We start from the raw sequence: 20,146 nt of genomic DNA, 5'->3' as shown, positions 1-20,146 counted from the left end.
AAATGGACAAACTTTATGAGAGGGGGCCGCATATGAAGGCAGCCATCAAATTCTTCATCTACATGACCCTGATTTTGGTTGTTATGTATTCCTCGGGCTGTGCTGGTGACCAAGAAACCGCAGCCAAACAACCGCCGGCGCAAAATAATGCGGTTGATAACCAAACAGCAGATAACGATCAGGCACCGGTTAAAATCGCCAGTGGACAGGAGGCAACCTCAAGCATCGCGTCAGACCAGGCTGCGCGCAGTGCAATAACCTCTTCTTCTGATTCAGCTGAAGGAGCAACTACTACAGTTGTGCTCTACTTTGCTGATGCCGACGGTTACTTACAAGCCGAACGGCGGACCATAAACAAAACAGCCGGTATAGCCAGGCAAGCTATACATGAGTTATGCTGTGGTCCACGCAATCAGGGTTTAAGCGCTACCATACCAGACGGCACCCGGTTGCTGGATATAAACATTCGGGACGGGCTGTGCACCGTAAATTTTAGCCGGGAGCTGGTTGCCAACCACAGTGGCGGGTCAGGGTCGGAAAATACTACCGTTTATTCAATAGTGAATACATTAACTCAGTTCAGCAGCATCGAGCAAGTGCAGATACTGGTAGACGGAGCGATTGTTGAATCCATTGCCGGACACCTGGATGTCAGCGTACCGCTGACCCGCGATAGTGACCTGATCCGGGCCGGCAGCTAGAATGAAGCAGGGCTTTGACCGCTAATGCCAGGTAACCGGGTGGTACTCAAACTGAGGCTGGTAGTTGGGGCGGTAAGCGGGGATATAACTACTAGTGCTGTCCACCTCAACAATGCTGCCGTTCTTAGCCGAGCGCAGCATATCTAAAATCGTTTTGACGTCACCGTACTCCATTTCCGGTGTGACGGATATTATTTCACGACCTGTCAAAGCGTTATACAAGTTCAGCAGCTCATTATAATAACCACGCTGTGGGCGGTAACGTACTTGTTCAGACCGTCCATCGTTATATGATACGTTGATCGTACCGCAATCACTTTCCTCGAGGTAAATCATGCCGCTAGTGCCAAATATACGCAGTCCAACCAGCGGGCGCTGCATTTCTTTGCCGGCGCTGTAAAAACTAAACTGTCCGGTTACACCACTGTGAAAGCGCAGGTTCACATTAAGTACTGCATAGGGAGCAAAATCGTCGTGCTGGGGCACCCCAAAGGCCTGGAGTTTATCAATGGCGCCGAATATGTGTCGCATGGCGGCTACATCGTGTACTCCGGAATCCATAATTACTCCGCCTGCAAATACCGGGTGCTGGCGCCATTCCGTCCGGGCAAAATCATTTTTCAGCATCTCCTCAGGGAAACAAATCACCCGGTTATTAATGAAATAAACAGGCTCACCTATTCTCTTCTCCCTGACCATATCACGAATGATATTAATTTCCTCACTATAACGGTAATTTTCGGCGATCATAATGGGCACTCCATAGCGGCGTGGCAGCTCAGCATGAGCCTTAGCCTGTTCATAATTTGCCGCCAGTGGTTTTTCGCATATAATCGCCCGGCCGTGTTGGTGGGCGACAGCTCTGGCCACGTCCTCAGTGACCCGGAAATTATTTTCAATGGGCACCATAATATCAAACACATTAATATCACCCCGCCAGAGCATGGGACGATAATCCGTGTAGATATTATTAACTCCCAATCCCAGCCGCTCAGCCCAGGGGCGGGTATTCTCAGGCTCAGGATCGCAAAGGGCAACGATTTCATATTTATCAGACAGCTCCTGATAGGCGGGATAATGCAGCCGCTCAAAGGCCAGGCCCGTGCCAATAATCCCCACTTTTAGCTTATCCATAGCGTATTCCCCCATTGTTATTAATTACTTTTATTATGTAGCCGAAACAGGCATACTATCCATTTTTTTTACCTAATTGGGAACATAACGACTTTTTTATGCGTCTTTAAGTTATCCATAATTAAGCACTTTATAAACAGATATCCCAAACAGGTATTTAAAGCTTTTTGTTGAATCAGATCCTAAAAAGATAATATTTTGGAAATGAGGAAACTTGTATGGAAATGCATCGTAACTGGCAAAAGAAGATAAAACAAGGACTAATTATTTCCTGCCTGCTTATAGCCGGGCTACTGCTTACACCCTCAGCTCTTCCCGCATCCACCCAGCTGACTGTTAGCGGCAGCAACGTCAACGTGCGTGGCGGGCCGGATACCAACACCGCCATCGTTGCCAGTGTACAAAAAGGGCAGATGTATACGGCTCTTGATAAGCGCGGCGATTGGTACAAAATAAAAGTAGGAAATACCGAAGGCTGGATTGCCGGCTGGCTGGTTCAAGCCAAGTCAGTAGCCGATACACCAACAAGTTTCGCCGTGGTCAAGTCCGAGTCGGTAAATGTTCGCGGTGGCCCGGGGACAAGCTATCCGGTGGTAAGCAAGGTCAATGCAAATACTAAACTTCCGGTGCTGACGGTTTCCAATGACTGGGTGAAAGTTAAGCTGCCCAGTGGTACTACCGGTTGGTTGGCAGGCTGGCTGGTGCAAGTACAAAAATCCTCCGGTCAACAAGATACGGTTCAGCAGGGTTCGCCGGGTAGCCAAAACAATACGGGCACAGTCAAGCAAGCCACGATAACCGCTGCAAACGCCAATCTGCGCTCGGGACCCGGCACGTCCCACGGTATTGTCGGCCAGGTGAATAAAGGCCAAAAATACACCGTTAACGAGGTAAACGGCCAGTGGCTGAAAATATCACTCCCCGGAGGAAAAACAGCCTGGCTGGCCGGCTGGCTGGCCAGCGTCGGCGAGGTGGCGGTAAGTCGGCCGGTAACCGAGGCAAAGCCGGTTGAGAGCAGTACCACAGGGTATACCGAAAGCGCCGGCGCTAAGATTAAGCAGGCCACGATAACCGCTGCTAACGTCAATCTGCGCTCGGGGCCCGGCACATCACATGGTATAGTCGGCCAGGTGAATAAAGGCCAAAAATACACCGTTAACGAAGTAAACGGCCAGTGGCTGAAAATATCACTCCCCGATGGTAAAACAGCCTGGCTGGCAGGCTGGCTGGCCAGCGTCAGCGAAGTGGCGGGGGCACAGCCAAGTGCACCGGCCCAGAACAGTAGTTCTGTCAGCACCGGCAGTAATAATACTCCAAATGACGGTGGCTTGGATAGCAATGACAACAGTACAGTACATCTTGTCATCAACAATAATGATGTTTATGTCCGGGGTGGACCTGGCATAGAGCACAATGTCGTCGGTAAGGTGAGCCGTGGTGAACGCTTAGGTGTGCTGGAGCAAACCGGCAACTGGTATAAGGTCAGTATGGAAGGCGGTGTAATCGGCTGGGTAGCCGGTTGGCTGGGTGATGTAGAAAAGGCCGAAGCCTCACCGGCGCAGGGGGATCCACCGGTAGAAACCGAGGACACTGACCAGAGTAATGCAAGCAGTCAAACAGAGGCCATTTATCTGGAAAAAATTGAAGTGCGTCAGGAAAACACTCATACCCTGATCACCATCAAAGCCGCCGGAGAACTGAACTATAACATGTTTATGCTTGGCAATCCCCAAAGGCTGGTTATCGATCTGAAAAATACGAATATAGGTGATTTACCGGAAGAGTCTATGATAAATACCCAAGCTGTGACCAGGATGCGTACCGGGTTACTAGAAGACGAAAAAACACCGGTTGTGCGAGTGGTATTTGATTTAAACGACGTTGTGGTCAGCGTGGACAAACTTTCAGATGATCGCCGGCAGCTTGACCTGGATATATACGTGCCCGAATTGGGTGAATTTTTAAGAGGGCGCATTATCGCTATTGATCCCGGACACGGCGGCCGTGACCCGGGCGCTATCGGGCCAACTGGATTGCAGGAAAAAGATGTCACCCTGGATATTGCTACCAAGCTGGCACAATTGCTTATTGAAAACGGTGCCCGGGTGGTGATGACCAGGGACAGCGACGAGTTTGTAGATTTATACGAACGCACAGATATTGCTAAACAGGAAGGTGCCGAAGTATTCTTAAGCATCCATATTAATGCCAATGTCAGCCGGGACTTTAATGGTACCAGTACCTATTATCGCCGAGATTCCGGGGAGTTCCCCGCAGGTGTAGACCAGGCTGACAACCAGCGTCTGGCCGGACTTGTCCAGTCCGAATTGGTTAAAACGCTGGGCAGGCGCAGCCTGGGCGTGCTGCAGGCCAACTTTGTGGTACTGCGCACTTCCCCCGTACCGGCGGTACTGGCCGAGGTAGCCTTTATATCCAACTACGAGGAGGAAAAATTGCTCAGGCAGGAATCGACACGTGTCAAAGTGGCCGAAGCTCTCACCCTGGCACTTAATAATTACTTTGGACAAACAAATTAGTATGATATGCAGAAGGTGTTTCCTAACCAGGAAACATCTTCTTCTTTTAATAATACCAAAATACCTTCCCGCCGAAAGATTTGCATTGAACCGGCCCAAACTGCTTCTAATGCCCGTCACCGATGCCAAACAAATAATTTTCAAAAACTGTTGGAAAAGTGGTACAATATGGTGGGTCTGAGTTCCAACCACTTGCTTTTGCTGTATTACATAATTATGCTGTGGGAAAGAATATGTGTTAAATGTATGGAGATGAATTGCATGCAATTAACTGTACTGGGTTGCTGGGCGCCCTATCCCCGTCCGGAAGAAGCCTGTTCAGGCTACTTGTTGAAAAACGATTCCACCGCACTGATGCTGGAAGCCGGTCATGGAAGTTTTGCCCGGTTAACCAAAAATATTGATTACAAGCAACTGGACGGGGTAGTAATTACCCATTACCACCCGGACCATTATGCCGACATCCACTGCCTGCGTCACGCTATTGAAGGGGCCAGGCGTGACGGCCGCATGGAGAATAAGATTAAACTGTTTATACCACCGGAACCATCGGAAATATACCGGGAGCTGTCAGGATTTACCAAGGCTTTTGATGTGATAAATATAGCAGAATTGCCCACCAGCGAGCTGCCCGCTGCCCTGCCCGGTGGACTGATTCCCGGCAGCCCACTGAGCAGTGTGCCGGCTAAAACAGCCCAGCTTAACGAGCTTACCCTATACTTCATACCCATACTGCACGTCCTGCCCGGTTATGCGGTGCTGATCAGCCAGGGCAAGCAATCGCTCTTTTTTACCAGTGACACTGCCCCCACGCCGGAAATAAGCAGAGCTGCCGTCAATGTCGATCTACTGCTTTGCGAGGCCAGCGGACTAAATAAAGATGCCGACAAGATGGCCGGGCTTCATATGACGTCCGGTCAGGCCGGTGAACTGGCCCGCCAGGTCAGGGCAGCACGGCTGGTACTGACCCACTTCTGGCCCGAATACAATGTGGATGATTTACTGGCGGAGGCCGGGGAAGCCTTTGGGAGTGCAGTTTTTGCCGCGGCGCAGGACAAGATTTTTACCTTACCTTAATAATACATAATACATCGGAGGTCAATAATGGAAAGAGCAGATGGAAGAAAAAATAATCAATTAAGACCGGTGATAATAACCAGGAATGTTAACAAACATGCCGAAGGATCAGTTTTAATTGAGGTGGGCGATACTAAAGTAATTTGTACTGCTACAGTTGAAGAGCGCCTGCCCGGCTGGCGCAAGGCGGAAGGTAAGGGGGGCTGGCTTACTGCCGAATATGGTATGCTACCCAGAAGTACGGGACAGCGCATGATGCGGGATGCCGTGCGGGGGAAACAAAACGGTCGCTCTTTGGAAATACAGCGCCTCATTGGCCGGGCTCTGCGGTCGGTTACTGATTTGCAGGCCTTGGGTGAGTATACCATTACCCTTGACTGTGATGTTATCCAGGCAGATGGCGGTACCCGTACGGCTTCCATCACCGGTGCTTTTGTAGCACTGGCAGATGCCCTTTATTACCTTGTGTTAAATGGTAAGCTGGATAAAATGCCTTTGCAGGATTTCGTTGCCGCCACCAGCGTGGGGAGGGTCAACGGCGAGCTGGTGCTGGACCTTTGCTATACTGAGGATTCCGTTGCTGAGGTTGATATGAATATAGTTATGACCGGCGGAGGCCACTTCGTGGAGATTCAGGGTACTGGAGAAGAAGCCTCGTTTAGTAGAAGTGAAACTAACCAGCTGCTGGATCTAGCCGATACAGGTATCAGGCAGTTAATAGAATACCAGAAAAGCGTTCTAGGTACGGTAGCCGGCTGTATCGGCAACTAAAGGTAAGTCACTTGCTGCACGAAATTGATAAAGGATGAATAAACTGTGAGCATGGATATATCTGAATATCAGGATATTATACTTAGTTTAAGAAAGTTTAAGCCTGACCCCATTGTTTTGGCTACCCGCAATGAGGGCAAGGTGAGAGAATTGCAGCAGTTGTTATCGGGTACCGGTTTTAAAATAGTATCTATGGCAAGTTTCCCCGGGGTGCCTGAAGTAGTTGAGGATGGCGATACCTTTGAAGCCAATGCAATAAAAAAAGCTCAAGTGGTAGCAACTGCTCTGGGAGCAACTACTCTGGCGGACGACTCCGGACTAGTAGTAGACTATCTGGCCGGTGCTCCCGGGGTGCACTCGGCCCGCTTTGCCGGACCGGAACATGATGACGCTGCCAATAACCGAAAACTATTGCAGCTGCTCATCGGTGTACCGCGAGAAAAACGCACAGCGCGTTTTTGTTGTGTGGTGGCCATAGCTACCCCCGACGGAAAGGTGGCCACCACCCGGGGAACCTGTGAAGGTATTATTATTGAGCAGATAAGAGGGGAAAACGGGTTTGGTTATGACCCCTTATTTCTCATACCTCGATATGGTAAAACATTTGCCGAGCTGGACAGCGCTACCAAAAACTCGATCAGCCACCGGGGACAGGCGCTGCAAAAGGTCAGAGTTATTTTAGCTGCTGCGGGTGAAGGTAATAGATAAGACTAAACGCCGCTATATCTCGAACTCCTCCGGCAAACCGGTTAAACCGGTCAAACGAGCAGTACTTTCTCCGGGCGGACTATTAAGGCTGGAAGCTGTTGTTAAGCCGGCCAAGGAAAATGTACTTGGAAAGGGGAAATGTCGTGCGCGTTGGTGTTATTAGCGATACGCATGGTTCAATTAGCATAGCTGTAAAGGCAATCAAGCAAATGGGGAAAATAGATGCATTAATCCATGCCGGTGACTATTATAGCGATGCATTGCGTATCGGCTCAATGCTGGAAGTGCCTGTTTATGCTGTGCCCGGCAACTGTGATGCACAATGCCGGGGGCAGGATGAGTTAATCCTTAAGCTGGGCGGATGCAAAATTTTGGTCACCCACGGCCATTTCTACCGGGTCAAGCACACATTTCAGTCTCTAAATTACCGGGCGCAAGAATTGGAAGTACAAGTGGTGGTTTTTGGGCATACCCATGTGCCGGCCAATATATGTGAAAATAATGTGTGTTTATTCAACCCGGGCAGCACTTCGCGCCCTCCGGCTGGTTTAGCTGCCAGTTATGGTATATTGGAAATTGGACCGGCTTTTACGAAAGGAGAAATTTATACGTTAACCGAATAATTGACATATAAATATAATTCATGTCTGTAAAATTAAAATTGTCTTATGCCTGCCGCCTGCTATAAGGGCGGTTAATTTATTTTAGATGTATATATTCCAATCAAAATTCGTACCCTAAACCCATAAAATTTTCAGTAGAAAATATTATTATGAGCTTGTTTATAATCATTGCGGCTAAGGAGGTGATTGTCATAGAAGCCGGCGTGCGAAATAATATTAATGGCGAGGTTGAAAAAATTAAAGTTGATAATGTAATGGCCCAGGTAGTCATGTGAGTTGGCGGGTGAAGTGATGATGCTATCCGGCTCACGTCCGTGATGACGCGAGACAGCTTAGAAGAAGCAGGATTTTCCGAAGGCGATAAAGTAAATGCTTTAGTCAAAGCAATTAACGTTGTTTTTGTTAAACACTAACATGATAGCCATTAACCATGTAATTGTGGCTAATGGCTTTCTTAATTAAACTTTAAAAATTTTCCTCTTGAAGCATTCCTGCATAACCAGACCGGCTAGAAAGCCGATACCCATGTTCCAAATGGAAAATCCGGCTGTAACCAGCAGGGTATAAAAGTCGTTTTTTCCCGGACCGACGTCCCTGGCTGAAACAGCAAGTTCCAATCCGGCAAAAAATAAAATTACGCCAAGCACACTAGTGGGAAATATTTTAAAAAGTGTGAGCACCGAGTCACTTAAGCAAAGCGCCACGATCAATAAATGACACCCTAAAATAATTGTAGACCCGCCGGTGCGGGCGCCGAATCGAACATGGCCTGCCATGCCTCCTGCTCCGTGACATAAGGGGATACCGCCAAACAACGGTGAAAACAAATTTAACAATCCCTGGGATATTGCTATCTTCTTTTCCGTAACGGGATGCTGAGGAAACAACCTGTTATTCTCTGCCGTTACGGCGATTACTGCATTGCCCAGTGTTAAAGGAATCTGGGGGATACCAAGGAGAAGAGTCCCTTTAACGAAGTCGCTCCAGGTCATCTCGCTTAAAGTCATCCGGGGTAACTGTAAACCGAATTCGATACCGGCTAATTCATGCACTAAGCCGGGGTTTTTAACCAGAGCAACCGCAACACCAAAAACAATTAAAGCAAACATGGCCGGAACTCGCTTATTACTGAGCAGGATAAAGGTCATCACCAGTGCAATCACAGCTATAGCGAAATCAGTTTTCATCATCCTGGTTCCTTCCATGATAAAGGAAAGACCGAGTCCAAGTACAATTCCCCTAATAACTGGTTTCGATGAAATTCTAGAGATGTGGTTAAGCGCTCCGGTTGCCCCCATGATTAACCAGAATAAACCTGTAAATATGCCCGCCCCCCACACCATTCCCGAAGTAATAGCAGATTGAGTTATGGCTGCACCGCCGATGGCCTTCATGGGTTGTACCGGGATAGGTGTCTTATAATAAGCTCCGGCGATAACTAACAGTATTCCCAACGTAAACAGAACACCCAGGGGGTTCATATTCATTACAGTAATATAACCAATTACAAAGGGTATCAAAGTTCCCAGGTCTCCGAAAGCACCTGCCCACTCAGATTGATTAAAACGGTTTTTTAAAAGTGGTTTGGAATCATACGTTTCTAACCACTCCTTCCACTACAATCACATATACAATTTTACTCTTTGCTACAGCTTTAAGACAAGTCCATATGCCGCCAAAGACAGCCTCATAAATTTTCATCGTGGCAAAATACGCAAAGTTTTCATAGTCTTCAATTGTATATTTGCGTTGACTCGGGAGGTTGTTTGAAGTACCCTTATTAATGTTAGAAGAATAGGAACTTGAAACGTTTGTATACGTTGCAGGGGGTGTAATAACGTGGGTGGATTTTTTGGGGTTGCCTCAAAAGAAAATTGCGTGATGGACGTGTATTTTGGTACAGATTACCACTCACACCTGGGCACCAATACGGGTGGCATGGTGGTATGGAACGGTAACAGTTTTACTAGAGCAATACACAACATCAAAAATACGCAATTTAGAGCAAAATTCGAACCTGAACTAACCAAGTTATCAGGTAATTTGGGTATTGGATGTATCAGCGATACAGAGCCTCAGCCTTTAACAGTGCGTTCACGCCTTGGTCAATACGCCATCAGTACGGTAGGAATCATCAATAATTTATATGATATAGTCAACATGGCGTTCGCTAACCAACATGTTCATTTTTTGGAAACCAACAAAGGGGCTATTTACCCTACCGAGCTTGTTTCTGTGATTATTGATCTAGAAAATTCTTTTAAAGACGGCTTATTGAAGGCGCAGGAGTTGATCGAAGGCTCCTGTTCGATATTGCTTTTAACGCCACAGGGAATATATGCTTCAAGGGATAAACTCGGCCGAACGCCTTTAATAGTTGGGGAGAAAGAAGGTTCCTACTGCGTTTCTTTTGAATCTAGTACTTTTAATAACCTCGGTTACAAGTTCAAATATGAACTCGGCCCGGGAGAAATAATTCTTCTAACTCCTGAAGGTATTGAGAAAATTGCACCCCCCAGAGATAAAATGAAGATATGCGCTTTTTTGTGGATTTATTATGGCTACCCTTCTTCAACCTACGAGGGTATGAACGTAGAGGTCGTGCGATATAAAAATGGCGCTGCAATGGCTAGAAAAGACAACGTTGATATCGATATAGTAGCCGGAATACCTGATTCGGGTATTGGACATGCTATTGGCTATTCGAACGAATCAAAAATCCCGTATGGACGTCCCTTTATAAAATATACACCAACTTGGGCCAGGAGTTTTATGCCGCAGGATCAGCAAATTAGGAACCTGGTGGCAAGAATGAAACTGATGCCTATTCCTGATCTAATTACCGATAAACGACTGCTCTTCTGCGATGATTCAATTGTTCGCGGTACCCAGTTGAGAGAAACTGTGGATTTGCTCTATCAATGTAACGCCCGCGAAGTGCACATTCGCTCGGCCTGTCCACCGCTTGTTTTTGGCTGCAAATACTTAAACTTCTCCACTTCAAGATCGGAACTGGATTTGGTAGCCAGACAAGCTATCATCGAACTGGAAGGAGAAGAACCCGAATCTTACGAAGCCTATTGTGATCCCGCTAATGATAAGTACAATGAAATGGTTAATTGTATCAGAAAAATACTCAACTTTTCCACGCTAAAATACCAAAATCTGCCCGACATGCTTGACGCCATCGGAATCGGCGAGGATAAAATTTGCACTTACTGCTGGAACGGAAAGGAATAACAATGGTGGGGCTGATCCCCCGGCTACACACCGGGTGACCAGCTTTTTATCCAGGGATGCAAATGAAATGGTATCATCACTGTAGTATCAATAATAAAGACGTAATATTTGGAATACGTTGAAGGTAATAACCAATAATTATAGAAATATATAACTATTGATTTTTTAAGATGGAGGTATGACAATTGAAAGTTGTTGCTTTTAATGGAAGTCCAAATAAGGAAGGCAATACCTATCAAGCAGTTAAATTAGTCGTTGATGAACTGGAAAAGGAAGGTATCGAAACCGAGATAGTTCATGTAGGGGGCAAGTCAATTAGAGGATGCACCGCATGTGGTAAATGTATTGCCAATAAAAATGAGGAATGCGTTCTTCCCGGTGATGAGGTTAATGAGTGGATTCAAAAAATGAAAAATGCCGACGGCATAATTTTTGGGGCACCTGTGCACTATTCATCAATTGGAGCTACAATGAAAGCATTTTTAGATCGGGCATTTTATGTTACAGGGATTAATAATAACATGTTAAGGCACAAAGTTGCTGTAGGTGTTGTTGCCGTAAGACGTACAGGAGGGATTGAGGCCATTTCCCAATTGAACAATTACATAAGTTATTCTGAAATGATTATGCCAACGTCTAATTACTGGAATGTTATTTATGGCACTAAACCAGGTGATGCATTGCAAGATCTGGAGGGAGTGCAAATTATGAGGATTCTTGGTAAAAACATGGCCTGGCTGATGAAGATAATTGAACATGGAAAAGAAGTGATTAAAGCACCGGAAAGCGAAAGAAAAATATTTATGAATTTTATTCGCTAAAATGCTCAGCCCCTTGCAGAATATGAGTTCCGCAGGGGGCTAATTTTTAGATGGGTGAATTATAATTGTTAAAATACTAGAATATAGATGGCATGTATCATAAATGTCACAGCTAAAGCTACTATAAAGACCAGTGTTATTATCTTTAAGGCAATTTTGGCTCCTAATTCTTTCAACATGGTAAAAAATGAAGCTATACAGGGCGTGTAAAGAACTAAGAAGATACTTCCAATTATGAATTGATGTGCTGTCAAATGCAACGGCGCCAGCAGGGCAATGGACACATCTTTTCTGAGAAAACCCATCAACATGATCGGGGCGATTTCAGGCGGTAATCCCATAACCAGTTCTACCGGCTTTTTAAGAATGTTGGTAGCGAATTCGATTACTTTCAAATAGTCCAGGATGTTCATAATCAACACGCCCAAAGTGATCATGGGCAGGATCTCAGAAAAGTATTCCACAATTCTGACCCGTAGTTTTACGGCCATCAAGCTTGGCGAAGGCATTCTATAGGACGGCAGCTCAGTGAAAAACTCTTCTGATTTGCCAGGTAATTTTTTGTTGATTAAAATGTTGATGCCTAAAGCCAGAATTAAAAGGATTATAAATATGAAAAGTACTGTTGTTACTCCATAATGCATTCCTAATGAAACAATCATTGCGGTTTGCGGCAGACAAGGTGCGCTCATCATAATTAACGCAATGGTCAATATTTTTTCTCGCTGACTGTTTAACACACGCGTGGATAATAAGGCCGGCACCTTACAGCCCAGGCCCAGCATTACGGGAATTGATGAGTAACCATGCAGCCCAAACCTGTGGAAAAAGTTATCAACTACAACCGCTAGGCGGGGTAGATATCCCAAATCTTCAAGAAAGCCAAATACAAAATAAAAAGAAATAAAATAAGGAAATACCTGTACTAGTGCGATATAAATACCGCTGGTAAGAATGCCGAAGGACTCAAGCGGGTCGGTACTATAACCCACGAGAAGACCTTGGATAAATTCCGAGGGAATATGACCAACAAGATTCATGATCAAGGGGGCATAAATATTCGTATAAAAGGGGTCTAAAAGATTGTTGATCATACCTTCTCCAATGAAACGTACGATTACCAGGGTAGTCAGCAGCACCCCCAGGGCAGTTATAATACCACCAATCGGGTGCAGGGTAAAATCGCTTAAGCGCTCCAAAACAGTATGATGCCGGTGCTCAAGCTTCTGGACCGTGTTGACTATGTTACCAATTTGGTTCCAGTGTTCTTCGGCATCATAGGTTAGGTTACTAATTCTTGCTTTTGGTATTGCTTCAAGTAGTTTGGCTATCCCTTCTTTTCGCAAAGCGCTAACTGTTACTACCGGTACATCCAAGATTTTTTGCAGAGCAGGAACATCAATAGAAATGCCATTATGCTCTGTATCATCCCAAAAGTTAAGGCATACCAACATAGGCTTGCGAGCCTGCAAAAGCTGTAGGGTTAGATTCAAATTTCTTTCTAAATTGGTCGCATCAATAACGTTAATAATAATGTCACTATCCGTTACTAACTTTAGAGCTATCTCATCGGCCTCAGAAAAATGTTCAAGGGAATAAATGCCCGGGGCATCAATTAATTCATATTTTCTACCACCATAATTGAACTTCCCGGTCACCAAATCAATGGTTGTACCTGCATAATTAGCCGTTACCACACCAGTACCTGTGATTCGAGAGAAGAGCAGGGTTTTACCTACATTTGGATTGCCCAGTAGTACAATTTTTTTTACCGGACTATGCCCGGCTGCATCGTCCCAAGCTAATGGCTCGATAATAATTTTCTCAGCCATTGGATAACCTACGGCAAATTGCATGCCGGCTTTTTCAATGACAATAGGGCCTTTCATTATTGAGGCACTTTTTTTCACCACAGTTGCCCCGGGTACTATCCCCATAGCCTCAAGTTTGCCTACTACTTGATGCCCTCCCTGAATTTCAATGACTTTTGCCGACCGGTTATTTTCAAGCCGAGTTAAATTAATAAGGGATGAATACCGATGGTCCGACTCATCTGTTTGTTTAATATCGTGGTCATTTATAATCTCAGCCGGTACATCCTTTTTTATCATAAACACGAACACACTCCACAATTTCTCAATTACCAATATCATTATACAAGCATTGTCAAATAATGAGGTAGTAAATACAAGCTTATTATCACTACACTCATGATTTCTTCTTTATGATAATGGTTCCCGTTTTCTTCTGCAATAAGTCTAAGAAAGAAACAGGCTGAATTTATGTGGTTAATCATATTACCTTTGTTAAAAAACTTTACAATTTACCTGGTTTTATAAAATTACATGGTTTTTTAAAACAAATAAAAAAAGAGGATATTCTAAATCCCCTGCTCTAGAAACAAAATAAGTTGTGGTCTTTAATAATCATTGGTTGGCAATGAATGATGGATACATCTGAAAAACATTTCGAAGCAAAGTTGTAAAAGATAGGTAATGTACAGTGCAGAAATTACGCTTGGTTATGGAAGGGAGTATCTGGAAAAGTATTGGCTCGCCGGGAGTGCAGCAGTCATGTCGTTATAATTCTGAATGAAAGGCCGGTAAAGTTTTACCCGACCCTTCTTTCCAGTACTGCTTCTGTAGTAGTATCCATCACCAATGTACCTTCTTGGTTGGTTACGGTAATGCGGATTTCTACTATGCCGTTATAACGGTTCCTTGCTGTTAGTTTATTAATCGTTGCTTTACCTTTCAGAACATCATCAGCAAATACAGGCGAAAACCAATCAACCCTGAAACTCAAGGCAGCAATAAACTGTTGAGTAATAATATTACTTTCCACAAATTTAGCCCACACGGACATAAAACTCATGATGCCGGGGGCGATAACTACCCCAAATTTGGACTTCTTGGCAAAATCCTCATCCAAATGAATAGGTTGCGGATCATAATCCTGAGCAAACTTCAGCATTTTTTCTTTATTGATTGTTATACTTTCTATCTCGAATTCTTGTCCAACTGTAAAATCATCAAAATACATCCACATCTTCCTCTTTTATGAATTTTCTTAAAAACATAATATTACACGTCTATATAATTATCAATATGAAAATGAGTAGATTTTACTGCGGGATTGGACTTTTGGTAACTCAGCAATTATTGGTTCGAGTTGCCAACCGCCCCTCCATTACCTACTCAATCCGCATACCAATTTCAACCTTTCCGCAAGGAGAAACTGTGAGGTTTATTCCCTTACATAGTAATTGAAGTTAGTGAGGCAAAGTCGAATGATGCAACAACATGTCTGCAAGTCATACTATAATTAGAAGGTTATTACAATTATTCTGATGAATAACTGGATTATTAAATAATAACTAGGGAGGACAAGTATAGTGTTAAGGGTGATAGGGAAATTAAAAAATTTATTGCTTGCGTTAGTTCTATTATTCACAGTAACAACACCGGCTTTGGCAGCACAGGTGTTTGTGAACGGCGAACAATTGAATGTTTCAACAGTTAATGAAAGCGGTATCACCTTGATACCATTACGGGCTATATTCCAATCTCTTAATGCCATTGTTAACTGGGACGAAGTCTCACAGACAGTCACAGCTACAAAGGCACAGACGACAGTAAAGCTGCAGATTGGTTCCAGCACGGCCTATATTAACGGCCAGGCGGTAACCCTTCAGGTACCGGGCAAAATAATCAAGGGTAACACTATGGTCCCGCTCCGCTTTGTTTCTGAAGCTTTGGACGCAAACGTTAAATGGGACGGAGTTGCTCAAACCATCACTATTACTTCTGTTTCCGAAACACCGATTGAGCAAGCTACAACCGAAAAAATAGATAACATAAACACTCAACACAATAATGCAACTGAATGGAAGCCTATTTGGGAAAAAATACTAGACAGGACAAATATACATAGAGTTTGGTTTTGGAAGGATAAGCAGTTTGCTATCGTTAGGGGTGAAGAAAGGTTATACTTTAAGGAACCAGATAATCGTGATTGGAGTTCAAAAGTATATGCAGATAATATTTATTTAAGCGCCCAAAATGCACATTTTTATATTTACGGTGTGGCACTAACACCTGAAAAAATGTATATGTCAATATTTTATGAAAATGAAAATAAATTACTTGTTAGTAATGACGGCATTAAATGGGTTAGTGATGGTTTAAACCCTCCTTCAGATTATTACCGGTATTGGATAACCGCGCCTAAGAATAAGACGTTGTTAGCTAACTCAAGAGGTCTGCTTAAACAATCATTAAATGGTGGTAATAGCTGGAATTACGATATAACTTCTAGGTGTGCACCATGGGATAATGTTACTTTTATGGGCGATAAAATATTTGCAGTTTTAGATAATAAACTAAAAACTAGTAATGACTTAGAAGACTGGCAAGATACAGGCTTTGAAATCTCGGACGCAAACATATGCAAATATTATATAGGAAATATTTTTTCTGAAGAGAGTATAATTGGTAAAGCTGTACCCTCTATAGATTATCCCAAAGACAATACTGTAGTAGCATTTAATCCGGCATCTACGGGTTCGGTTTGTATTTCCCCTGATGGTGGTAATAATTGGTTAACCCTTAAGAAAGACAGTTTTAAATGGCGGGAAGGTACCGTTCCTTCAAGAATCACCTCCGTAGCAGTATCAAATTACTTAATATTAGCAGGCACTTTTGACGGCGTTGTTTTTTATAGCGTGAATAAAGGGCAGACATGGCAAAAAACGAAAATTAATGCTGATGTTCTTGATTTAGCAATTAAAGATAATATAGCCTTGGCCGCTACAAATAAAGGTGTATATCAAATGGATTGCACAAATCTAGTTCATTCACTAAGCTCTCAGTAATTCAAATATTATATATGGGAACATTAAATACCACTTATGATTTATGAACAGCCGACAGAGAATTAACGAATATAAATCCCCATTATGCTGTTCTTTTGCTCAAATAAAAAAGCCAGTACCCGCAAACCTTGCGGATACTGGCTTTGTTGGCCTCCCGGGAGGGATTCGAACCCGCGACCTACGGATTAGAAGTCCGTTGCTCTATCCAGCTGAGCTACCGGGAGATTATTTGGAGCGGGTGATGGGAATCGAACCCACGTAACTGGCTTGGAAGGCCAGCGCTCTACCATTGAGCTACACCCGCCCATCTGAAGCGAACAATATTATTATACAGAAAAATTCTTCTTGAGTCAAAGTTAAATTTTTAGAATAAAGGAATTTATAAAGTTTAACAAAATAATATCTTAAAGCATACTCTTATCATTGAAAGCTGGTGCTTTATATGATAACGATTATTAATCAAATTGTCAATTTAATCAATGACCTGCATGATCAAATCTGGGGATATAGCGAACAGTTAGGACTGCCTTTTACGGATAAGGATTTGCACTTTTGGATAATCGGCTTGCTGGGCGTAATTTTTTTTATCTTTACAGATTTTTTCTTAAGATGGTTGGCTAAAATTAATATTTCCCTGATTTCTTTTTTATTTACCTCAGCAATTATATCCATCCTGGTTTTAGTCTTGGAGATTGAACAAAAGCTGACGGGACGCGGCGGCATGGAACTCGATGATATTTTGGCCGGTTTATTAGGCTTTTTGGTGTTGCTGGCTGTTTACCAATCATGCAGGTTTTTACTGGGGCGTTTAATTAATCTTATAAGAAAGTGAAATCCTCACAGCGCGATAGTTTAATTAGTAATTAGCAGGTTCGATAAGCTTGTGTAGTTTTTTAATAATCATTGTGCCGTAAAATTAATACTACACAGGCCACCCAATAGCAGCCTGTGTAGGTAGGTATTATGACATTTTATAAATACTGTCGGCACTAATTTGGTCAGAGTTTTTATGAACAAATGTTTTACAACAAGTAGACATGCAGGAATCGGCTGATGCTGGAGTCAATTGTTTAGCCATTGTGGCATCTATGCTGTCCTGCTGCTTTGAGGCAAAGCTATCGTTGGCTACCAAAATTTCATTAGCCTCACACTTGTTACCATTTGCCCAGTAATGGCAATTATTAATAATGCAGTGGATGTGTTGATTCAACTGTTTATCCCTCCTTTTTTTTATAATTTAATTCCGCTGTTATTATTCCCGAAGCTAGTTTATTTATCATCATCTGGTCCTTGTAATTTCGAGTAAAAAATGTTATATTAGTATTCGCGATTAAGGTAATATTATTGCGGGCGTGGCGGAACGGCAGACGCGCTGGACTTAGGATCCAGTGGGGCAACTCGTGGAGGTTCAAATCCTCTCGCCCGCACCAGAAGTGAATTTAGCAGTGGATTTGTAGTTACCAATCCATTACGTTAGTACGAGACATATTAAATTCCTCCTTCGAACTCCTTCTAAGAATACTGCGGGAACGAAGAAGGATTTTTTTTATGAATTTTATAAACCTGTGGTGCTATTTATAGTTGCCACAGGTTTATATATATGACAAGAACTATCAAATTCTTAGGTTCATTTATCATGTAATTTATCTTAATTATTTAATGGTGATTTTAATAAAAAATACCAGGGTTAACAAAATTAAGATCTCAAGTATACATCTCCTTAGCAGGGGTAGTGGACAAAATTAACCGTTTATTATATTATGCTTTTGTAGCGAAAAAACTGCTCATAATTCAAAGTTTATTCGTCATGTAAGGTAATATTTTGACACTAAAGGCATTTTTCAGTCAGCATATTACATGTGTCCGAAATTTATGTTTTTTCATTTTATTTGTCACTACATTTGTAGATAATCTCCATCTTATTGCACAAATTAATCAGTATACATACATATGAAAAATTTATCCGCATTGGCCATTTTCAAGTTTTATGGATATACGTAAAAAGATAAGATAATCCTTTTCTTTTAATAGGAATTATCATATAATTTAGTTGCGGGTGAGCCTTTTTTTATGTTTTTTTATAGTGACACTATAAATATTATACAGTATACGAATATATAGCAACTATTTAATTTTAAACAATTTATCTACCTATTCATTAATCTTTATAAATAAATAAAAATTAATTTATTTGGGAAGGGGGATTCAAGTGAGCTTCATTGACGCCGATAAAAGAAAGTTCTTCAATGAAGTAAGGGAAAAAAGTGGACAACCTATTGATCTTTGCTACCAATGCCAGAAGTGTGCGTCAGGTTGCATAGCGACGGGTTTCGCTGATTATTACCCTAATGAGATTATCCGCTTGGTTCAGCTAGGCCAAAAAGAACGTGTGTTAAACAGCTCCAGCATCTGGATTTGCTCCAGCTGTGAAATGTGTGGGGCACGATGCCCCAACGGCATTAACACTGCTGAGGTGATGGACGCGCTGAAGGAAATGGCCATTGCGGCCGGTACGGTGAAAGAAAAGAACGTTCTCTTGTTCCACAATACCTTTTTAAGCTCGGTACGAGCTTTCGGCCGGGTGCATGAGGCCAGTATGATGGGCTTATATAAGCTTAAGAGTGGCGATTTAATGTCCGACATGGATTTTGGTATGGATATGTTAAAAAAAGGCAAACTACCCTTGCTGCCACACCGGATCAAAGCGAGGGGCAAAATCAAAGATATTTTTAACAAGACTGCCCATTGATTTATCAACCAAACTATTAATTTGCTATGCAAGGAAAGGGGTTACATAAATTGAGACTTTCCTATTACCCCGGATGTTCTTTAAAGGCCACCGCTAAAGAATATGATATGTCCGCCCGGGATGCCTGCAAAGGACTTGGTATTGAGCTGGTCGAGCTCGATGACTGGGTTTGCTGCGGGGCTACTTGTGCCCACAGCACTAACCACATGCTTTCTATCGCACTACCCTCGCAAAACGTGGCCCTTGCCCAGCGGGCAGGCATGGACCTGGCTATTCCCTGCGCGGCTTGCTACAGCCGGGTTAAAAAGGCTGATTATGTTTTACGCAATGATGATGTTATGCGCCAGAAAGTTGAGGACATCGTTGATTTTAAATACAACGCCAGCGTTAATGTTCATTCACTAGTAGAGGTGGTTGGCCAGTTAGGTGAAAAGGCCATTGCCGAGAAGGTACAAAAACCACTAAAAGGGCTAAAGGTTGTCTGTTATTACGGGTGCCTAATGGTCAGGCCACCCCAAGTTACTTGCTTTGACAATACGGAACACCCTATGTTTTTGGATAATATAGTCAAAGCTCTGGGCGCCGAACCTATTCAATGGTCGTATAAAACGGAATGCTGCGGGGCTAGCTTGAGTTTAACCAGCAAAGATGTTGTACATGGTATGGTTGGCCGGATAATTGATGCGGCCAAAGAAGTTGAAGCAATGGCTATTGTTACTGCCTGTCCATTATGCCAATCTAATCTGGAAATGCGCCAGGCGAAGGGCACAGACCTGCCGGCCTTTTACTTCACCGAATTGATCGGTCTGGCGTTGGGACTGCCTGCCACTAAAAAATGGTCTAATCTGCATTTAGTGAACCCCAACCCGCTACTGCAATCATTGTCACTGGCGGACTAAATATTAATGGAGG

At 43.4% G+C, this 20,146-nt stretch carries 18 protein-coding genes, 3 tRNA genes and 1 pseudogene; 14 read left to right on the top strand and 8 right to left on the bottom strand.

What is annotated here, in order from left to right; genetic code table 11:
• The first annotated feature begins 32 nt into the window (after positions 1-32).
• Positions 33-701 (top strand): GerMN domain-containing protein, encoded by a 669-nt coding sequence (locus SPSYN_RS07625; protein ID WP_161821871.1) that lies wholly within the window; start codon positions 33-35, stop codon positions 699-701.
• A gap of 21 nt (positions 702-722) precedes the next feature.
• Here the strand turns inward: SPSYN_RS07625 and SPSYN_RS07620 are convergent, their stop codons facing one another.
• Positions 723-1,835, bottom strand: coding sequence for a Gfo/Idh/MocA family protein (locus tag SPSYN_RS07620; protein ID WP_161821870.1), 1,113 nt, complete (start codon positions 1,833-1,835; stop codon positions 723-725).
• 218 nt (positions 1,836-2,053) lie between these two features.
• Between SPSYN_RS07620 and SPSYN_RS07615 the strand changes: the two genes are divergently transcribed.
• The 6 genes from SPSYN_RS07615 to SPSYN_RS16185 all read left to right on the top strand — a co-directional run bounded on the left by SPSYN_RS07615 (position 2,054) and on the right by SPSYN_RS16185 (position 7,826).
• A complete protein-coding gene (locus tag SPSYN_RS07615; RefSeq protein WP_161821869.1) occupies positions 2,054-4,372 on the top strand; it encodes an SH3 domain-containing protein in 2,319 nt (772 codons plus the stop codon).
• A gap of 261 nt (positions 4,373-4,633) precedes the next feature.
• A complete protein-coding gene (locus SPSYN_RS07610) occupies positions 4,634-5,449 on the top strand; it encodes an MBL fold metallo-hydrolase (RefSeq protein ID WP_161821868.1) in 816 nt (271 codons plus the stop codon).
• A gap of 27 nt (positions 5,450-5,476) precedes the next feature.
• Positions 5,477-6,220, top strand: a complete 744-nt coding sequence (gene rph, locus SPSYN_RS07605) for a ribonuclease PH (protein WP_161821867.1) — start codon at positions 5,477-5,479, stop codon at positions 6,218-6,220.
• A gap of 51 nt (positions 6,221-6,271) precedes the next feature.
• Positions 6,272-6,928, top strand: a complete 657-nt coding sequence (locus SPSYN_RS07600; protein WP_161822238.1) for an XTP/dITP diphosphatase — start codon at positions 6,272-6,274, stop codon at positions 6,926-6,928.
• A 143-nt stretch (positions 6,929-7,071) separates the two neighbouring features.
• Positions 7,072-7,551 carry a metallophosphoesterase gene (locus SPSYN_RS07595; protein WP_161821866.1) on the top strand — a complete coding sequence of 160 codons (480 nt, stop codon included), beginning with the start codon at positions 7,072-7,074 and terminating at the stop codon, positions 7,549-7,551.
• A gap of 149 nt (positions 7,552-7,700) precedes the next feature.
• Complete coding sequence (locus tag SPSYN_RS16185) at positions 7,701-7,826, top strand: hypothetical protein (RefSeq protein ID WP_279279250.1); 126 nt, start codon at positions 7,701-7,703, stop codon at positions 7,824-7,826.
• 183 nt (positions 7,827-8,009) lie between these two features.
• Here SPSYN_RS16185 and SPSYN_RS07590 read toward each other — a convergent pair whose 3' ends face one another.
• Positions 8,010-8,786 carry a putative sulfate/molybdate transporter gene (locus SPSYN_RS07590; RefSeq protein WP_341478872.1) on the bottom strand — a complete coding sequence of 259 codons (777 nt, stop codon included), beginning with the start codon at positions 8,784-8,786 and terminating at the stop codon, positions 8,010-8,012.
• Positions 8,772-9,092: pseudogene (locus SPSYN_RS16180) on the bottom strand (putative sulfate/molybdate transporter); the annotation flags it as partial. The gene SPSYN_RS07590 and the pseudogene SPSYN_RS16180, both read right to left, overlap by 15 nt.
• A gap of 298 nt (positions 9,093-9,390) precedes the next feature.
• On the opposite strand from SPSYN_RS16180, the gene SPSYN_RS07585 reads away from it, so the two are divergent.
• Both SPSYN_RS07585 and SPSYN_RS07580 read left to right on the top strand, forming a co-directional pair.
• Positions 9,391-10,791 (top strand): amidophosphoribosyltransferase, encoded by a 1,401-nt coding sequence (locus SPSYN_RS07585; protein WP_161821865.1) that lies wholly within the window; start codon positions 9,391-9,393, stop codon positions 10,789-10,791.
• Positions 10,792-10,976: 185 nt separating this feature from the next.
• Positions 10,977-11,612, top strand: coding sequence for a flavodoxin family protein (locus SPSYN_RS07580; RefSeq protein WP_161821864.1), 636 nt, complete (start codon positions 10,977-10,979; stop codon positions 11,610-11,612).
• Positions 11,613-11,680: 68 nt separating this feature from the next.
• Here SPSYN_RS07580 and SPSYN_RS07575 read toward each other — a convergent pair whose 3' ends face one another.
• A complete protein-coding gene (locus tag SPSYN_RS07575) occupies positions 11,681-13,723 on the bottom strand; it encodes a fused ferrous iron transport protein A/B (RefSeq protein WP_161821863.1) in 2,043 nt (680 codons plus the stop codon).
• Positions 13,724-14,222: 499 nt separating this feature from the next.
• Positions 14,223-14,654 carry a MaoC family dehydratase gene (locus SPSYN_RS07570; protein WP_161821862.1) on the bottom strand — a complete coding sequence of 144 codons (432 nt, stop codon included), beginning with the start codon at positions 14,652-14,654 and terminating at the stop codon, positions 14,223-14,225.
• A gap of 352 nt (positions 14,655-15,006) precedes the next feature.
• Here SPSYN_RS07570 and SPSYN_RS07565 point away from each other — a divergent pair, with 352 nt between their 5' ends.
• On the top strand, positions 15,007-16,485 hold the full coding sequence (locus tag SPSYN_RS07565; protein WP_243152956.1) for a copper amine oxidase N-terminal domain-containing protein: 1,479 nt from the start codon (positions 15,007-15,009) through the stop codon (positions 16,483-16,485).
• Positions 16,486-16,632: 147 nt separating this feature from the next.
• Here the strand turns inward: SPSYN_RS07565 and SPSYN_RS07560 are convergent.
• Together SPSYN_RS07560 and SPSYN_RS07555 are read right to left on the bottom strand one after the other, a co-directional pair.
• A tRNA-Arg gene (locus tag SPSYN_RS07560) sits at positions 16,633-16,709 on the bottom strand.
• Positions 16,710-16,715: 6 nt separating this feature from the next.
• Positions 16,716-16,789: transfer RNA gene (locus SPSYN_RS07555), tRNA-Gly, on the bottom strand.
• A gap of 138 nt (positions 16,790-16,927) precedes the next feature.
• Here SPSYN_RS07555 and SPSYN_RS07550 point away from each other — a divergent pair.
• Positions 16,928-17,317 (top strand): hypothetical protein, encoded by a 390-nt coding sequence (locus SPSYN_RS07550; protein ID WP_161821861.1) that lies wholly within the window; start codon positions 16,928-16,930, stop codon positions 17,315-17,317.
• 129 nt (positions 17,318-17,446) lie between these two features.
• Here SPSYN_RS07550 and SPSYN_RS07545 read toward each other — a convergent pair whose 3' ends face one another.
• Positions 17,447-17,695 carry a DUF1540 domain-containing protein gene (locus SPSYN_RS07545; RefSeq protein ID WP_161821860.1) on the bottom strand — a complete coding sequence of 83 codons (249 nt, stop codon included), beginning with the start codon at positions 17,693-17,695 and terminating at the stop codon, positions 17,447-17,449.
• A gap of 136 nt (positions 17,696-17,831) precedes the next feature.
• On the opposite strand from SPSYN_RS07545, the gene SPSYN_RS07540 reads away from it, so the two are divergent.
• The 3 genes from SPSYN_RS07540 (at position 17,832) to SPSYN_RS07530 (ending at position 20,133) form a co-directional block, all read left to right on the top strand.
• Positions 17,832-17,915: transfer RNA gene (locus tag SPSYN_RS07540), tRNA-Leu, on the top strand.
• A 779-nt stretch (positions 17,916-18,694) separates the two neighbouring features.
• Positions 18,695-19,234: a 4Fe-4S dicluster domain-containing protein gene (locus SPSYN_RS07535; protein ID WP_161821859.1), complete on the top strand. Its 540-nt coding sequence runs from the start codon at positions 18,695-18,697 to the stop codon at positions 19,232-19,234.
• A gap of 50 nt (positions 19,235-19,284) precedes the next feature.
• Positions 19,285-20,133: a CoB--CoM heterodisulfide reductase iron-sulfur subunit B family protein gene (locus tag SPSYN_RS07530; RefSeq protein WP_161821858.1), complete on the top strand. Its 849-nt coding sequence runs from the start codon at positions 19,285-19,287 to the stop codon at positions 20,131-20,133.
• The last annotated feature ends 13 nt before the right edge of the window (positions 20,134-20,146 follow it).

The sequence above is a fragment of the Sporotomaculum syntrophicum genome (assembly GCF_009932395.1).
GTDB lineage: Bacteria > Bacillota > Desulfotomaculia > Desulfotomaculales > Desulfallaceae > Sporotomaculum > Sporotomaculum syntrophicum.
Note: the sequence above shows the minus strand (reverse complement) of the source record. Positions and strands in the feature narration are given on the sequence as shown.

What these genes read in the sequence shown, in the direction of transcription:
- SPSYN_RS07600 (WP_161822238.1), top strand. Translation starts at nt 6,272, where the DNA reads ATGGATATATCTGAATATCAGGATATTATACTTAGTTTAAGAAAGTTT.
- SPSYN_RS07610 (WP_161821868.1), top strand. Translation starts at nt 4,634, where the DNA reads ATGCAATTAACTGTACTGGGTTGCTGGGCGCCCTATCCCCGTCCGGAA.
- SPSYN_RS16185 (WP_279279250.1), top strand. Translation starts at nt 7,701, where the DNA reads ATGAGCTTGTTTATAATCATTGCGGCTAAGGAGGTGATTGTCATAGAA.
- SPSYN_RS07615 (WP_161821869.1), top strand. Translation starts at nt 2,054, where the DNA reads ATGGAAATGCATCGTAACTGGCAAAAGAAGATAAAACAAGGACTAATT.
- SPSYN_RS07570 (WP_161821862.1), bottom strand. Translation starts at nt 14,654, where the DNA reads ATGTATTTTGATGATTTTACAGTTGGACAAGAATTCGAGATAGAAAGT.
- SPSYN_RS07620 (WP_161821870.1), bottom strand. Translation starts at nt 1,835, where the DNA reads ATGGATAAGCTAAAAGTGGGGATTATTGGCACGGGCCTGGCCTTTGAG.
- SPSYN_RS07625 (WP_161821871.1), top strand. Translation starts at nt 33, where the DNA reads ATGAAGGCAGCCATCAAATTCTTCATCTACATGACCCTGATTTTGGTT.
- SPSYN_RS07575 (WP_161821863.1), bottom strand. Translation starts at nt 13,723, where the DNA reads ATGATAAAAAAGGATGTACCGGCTGAGATTATAAATGACCACGATATT.
- SPSYN_RS07550 (WP_161821861.1), top strand. Translation starts at nt 16,928, where the DNA reads ATGATAACGATTATTAATCAAATTGTCAATTTAATCAATGACCTGCAT.
- rph (WP_161821867.1), top strand. Translation starts at nt 5,477, where the DNA reads ATGGAAAGAGCAGATGGAAGAAAAAATAATCAATTAAGACCGGTGATA.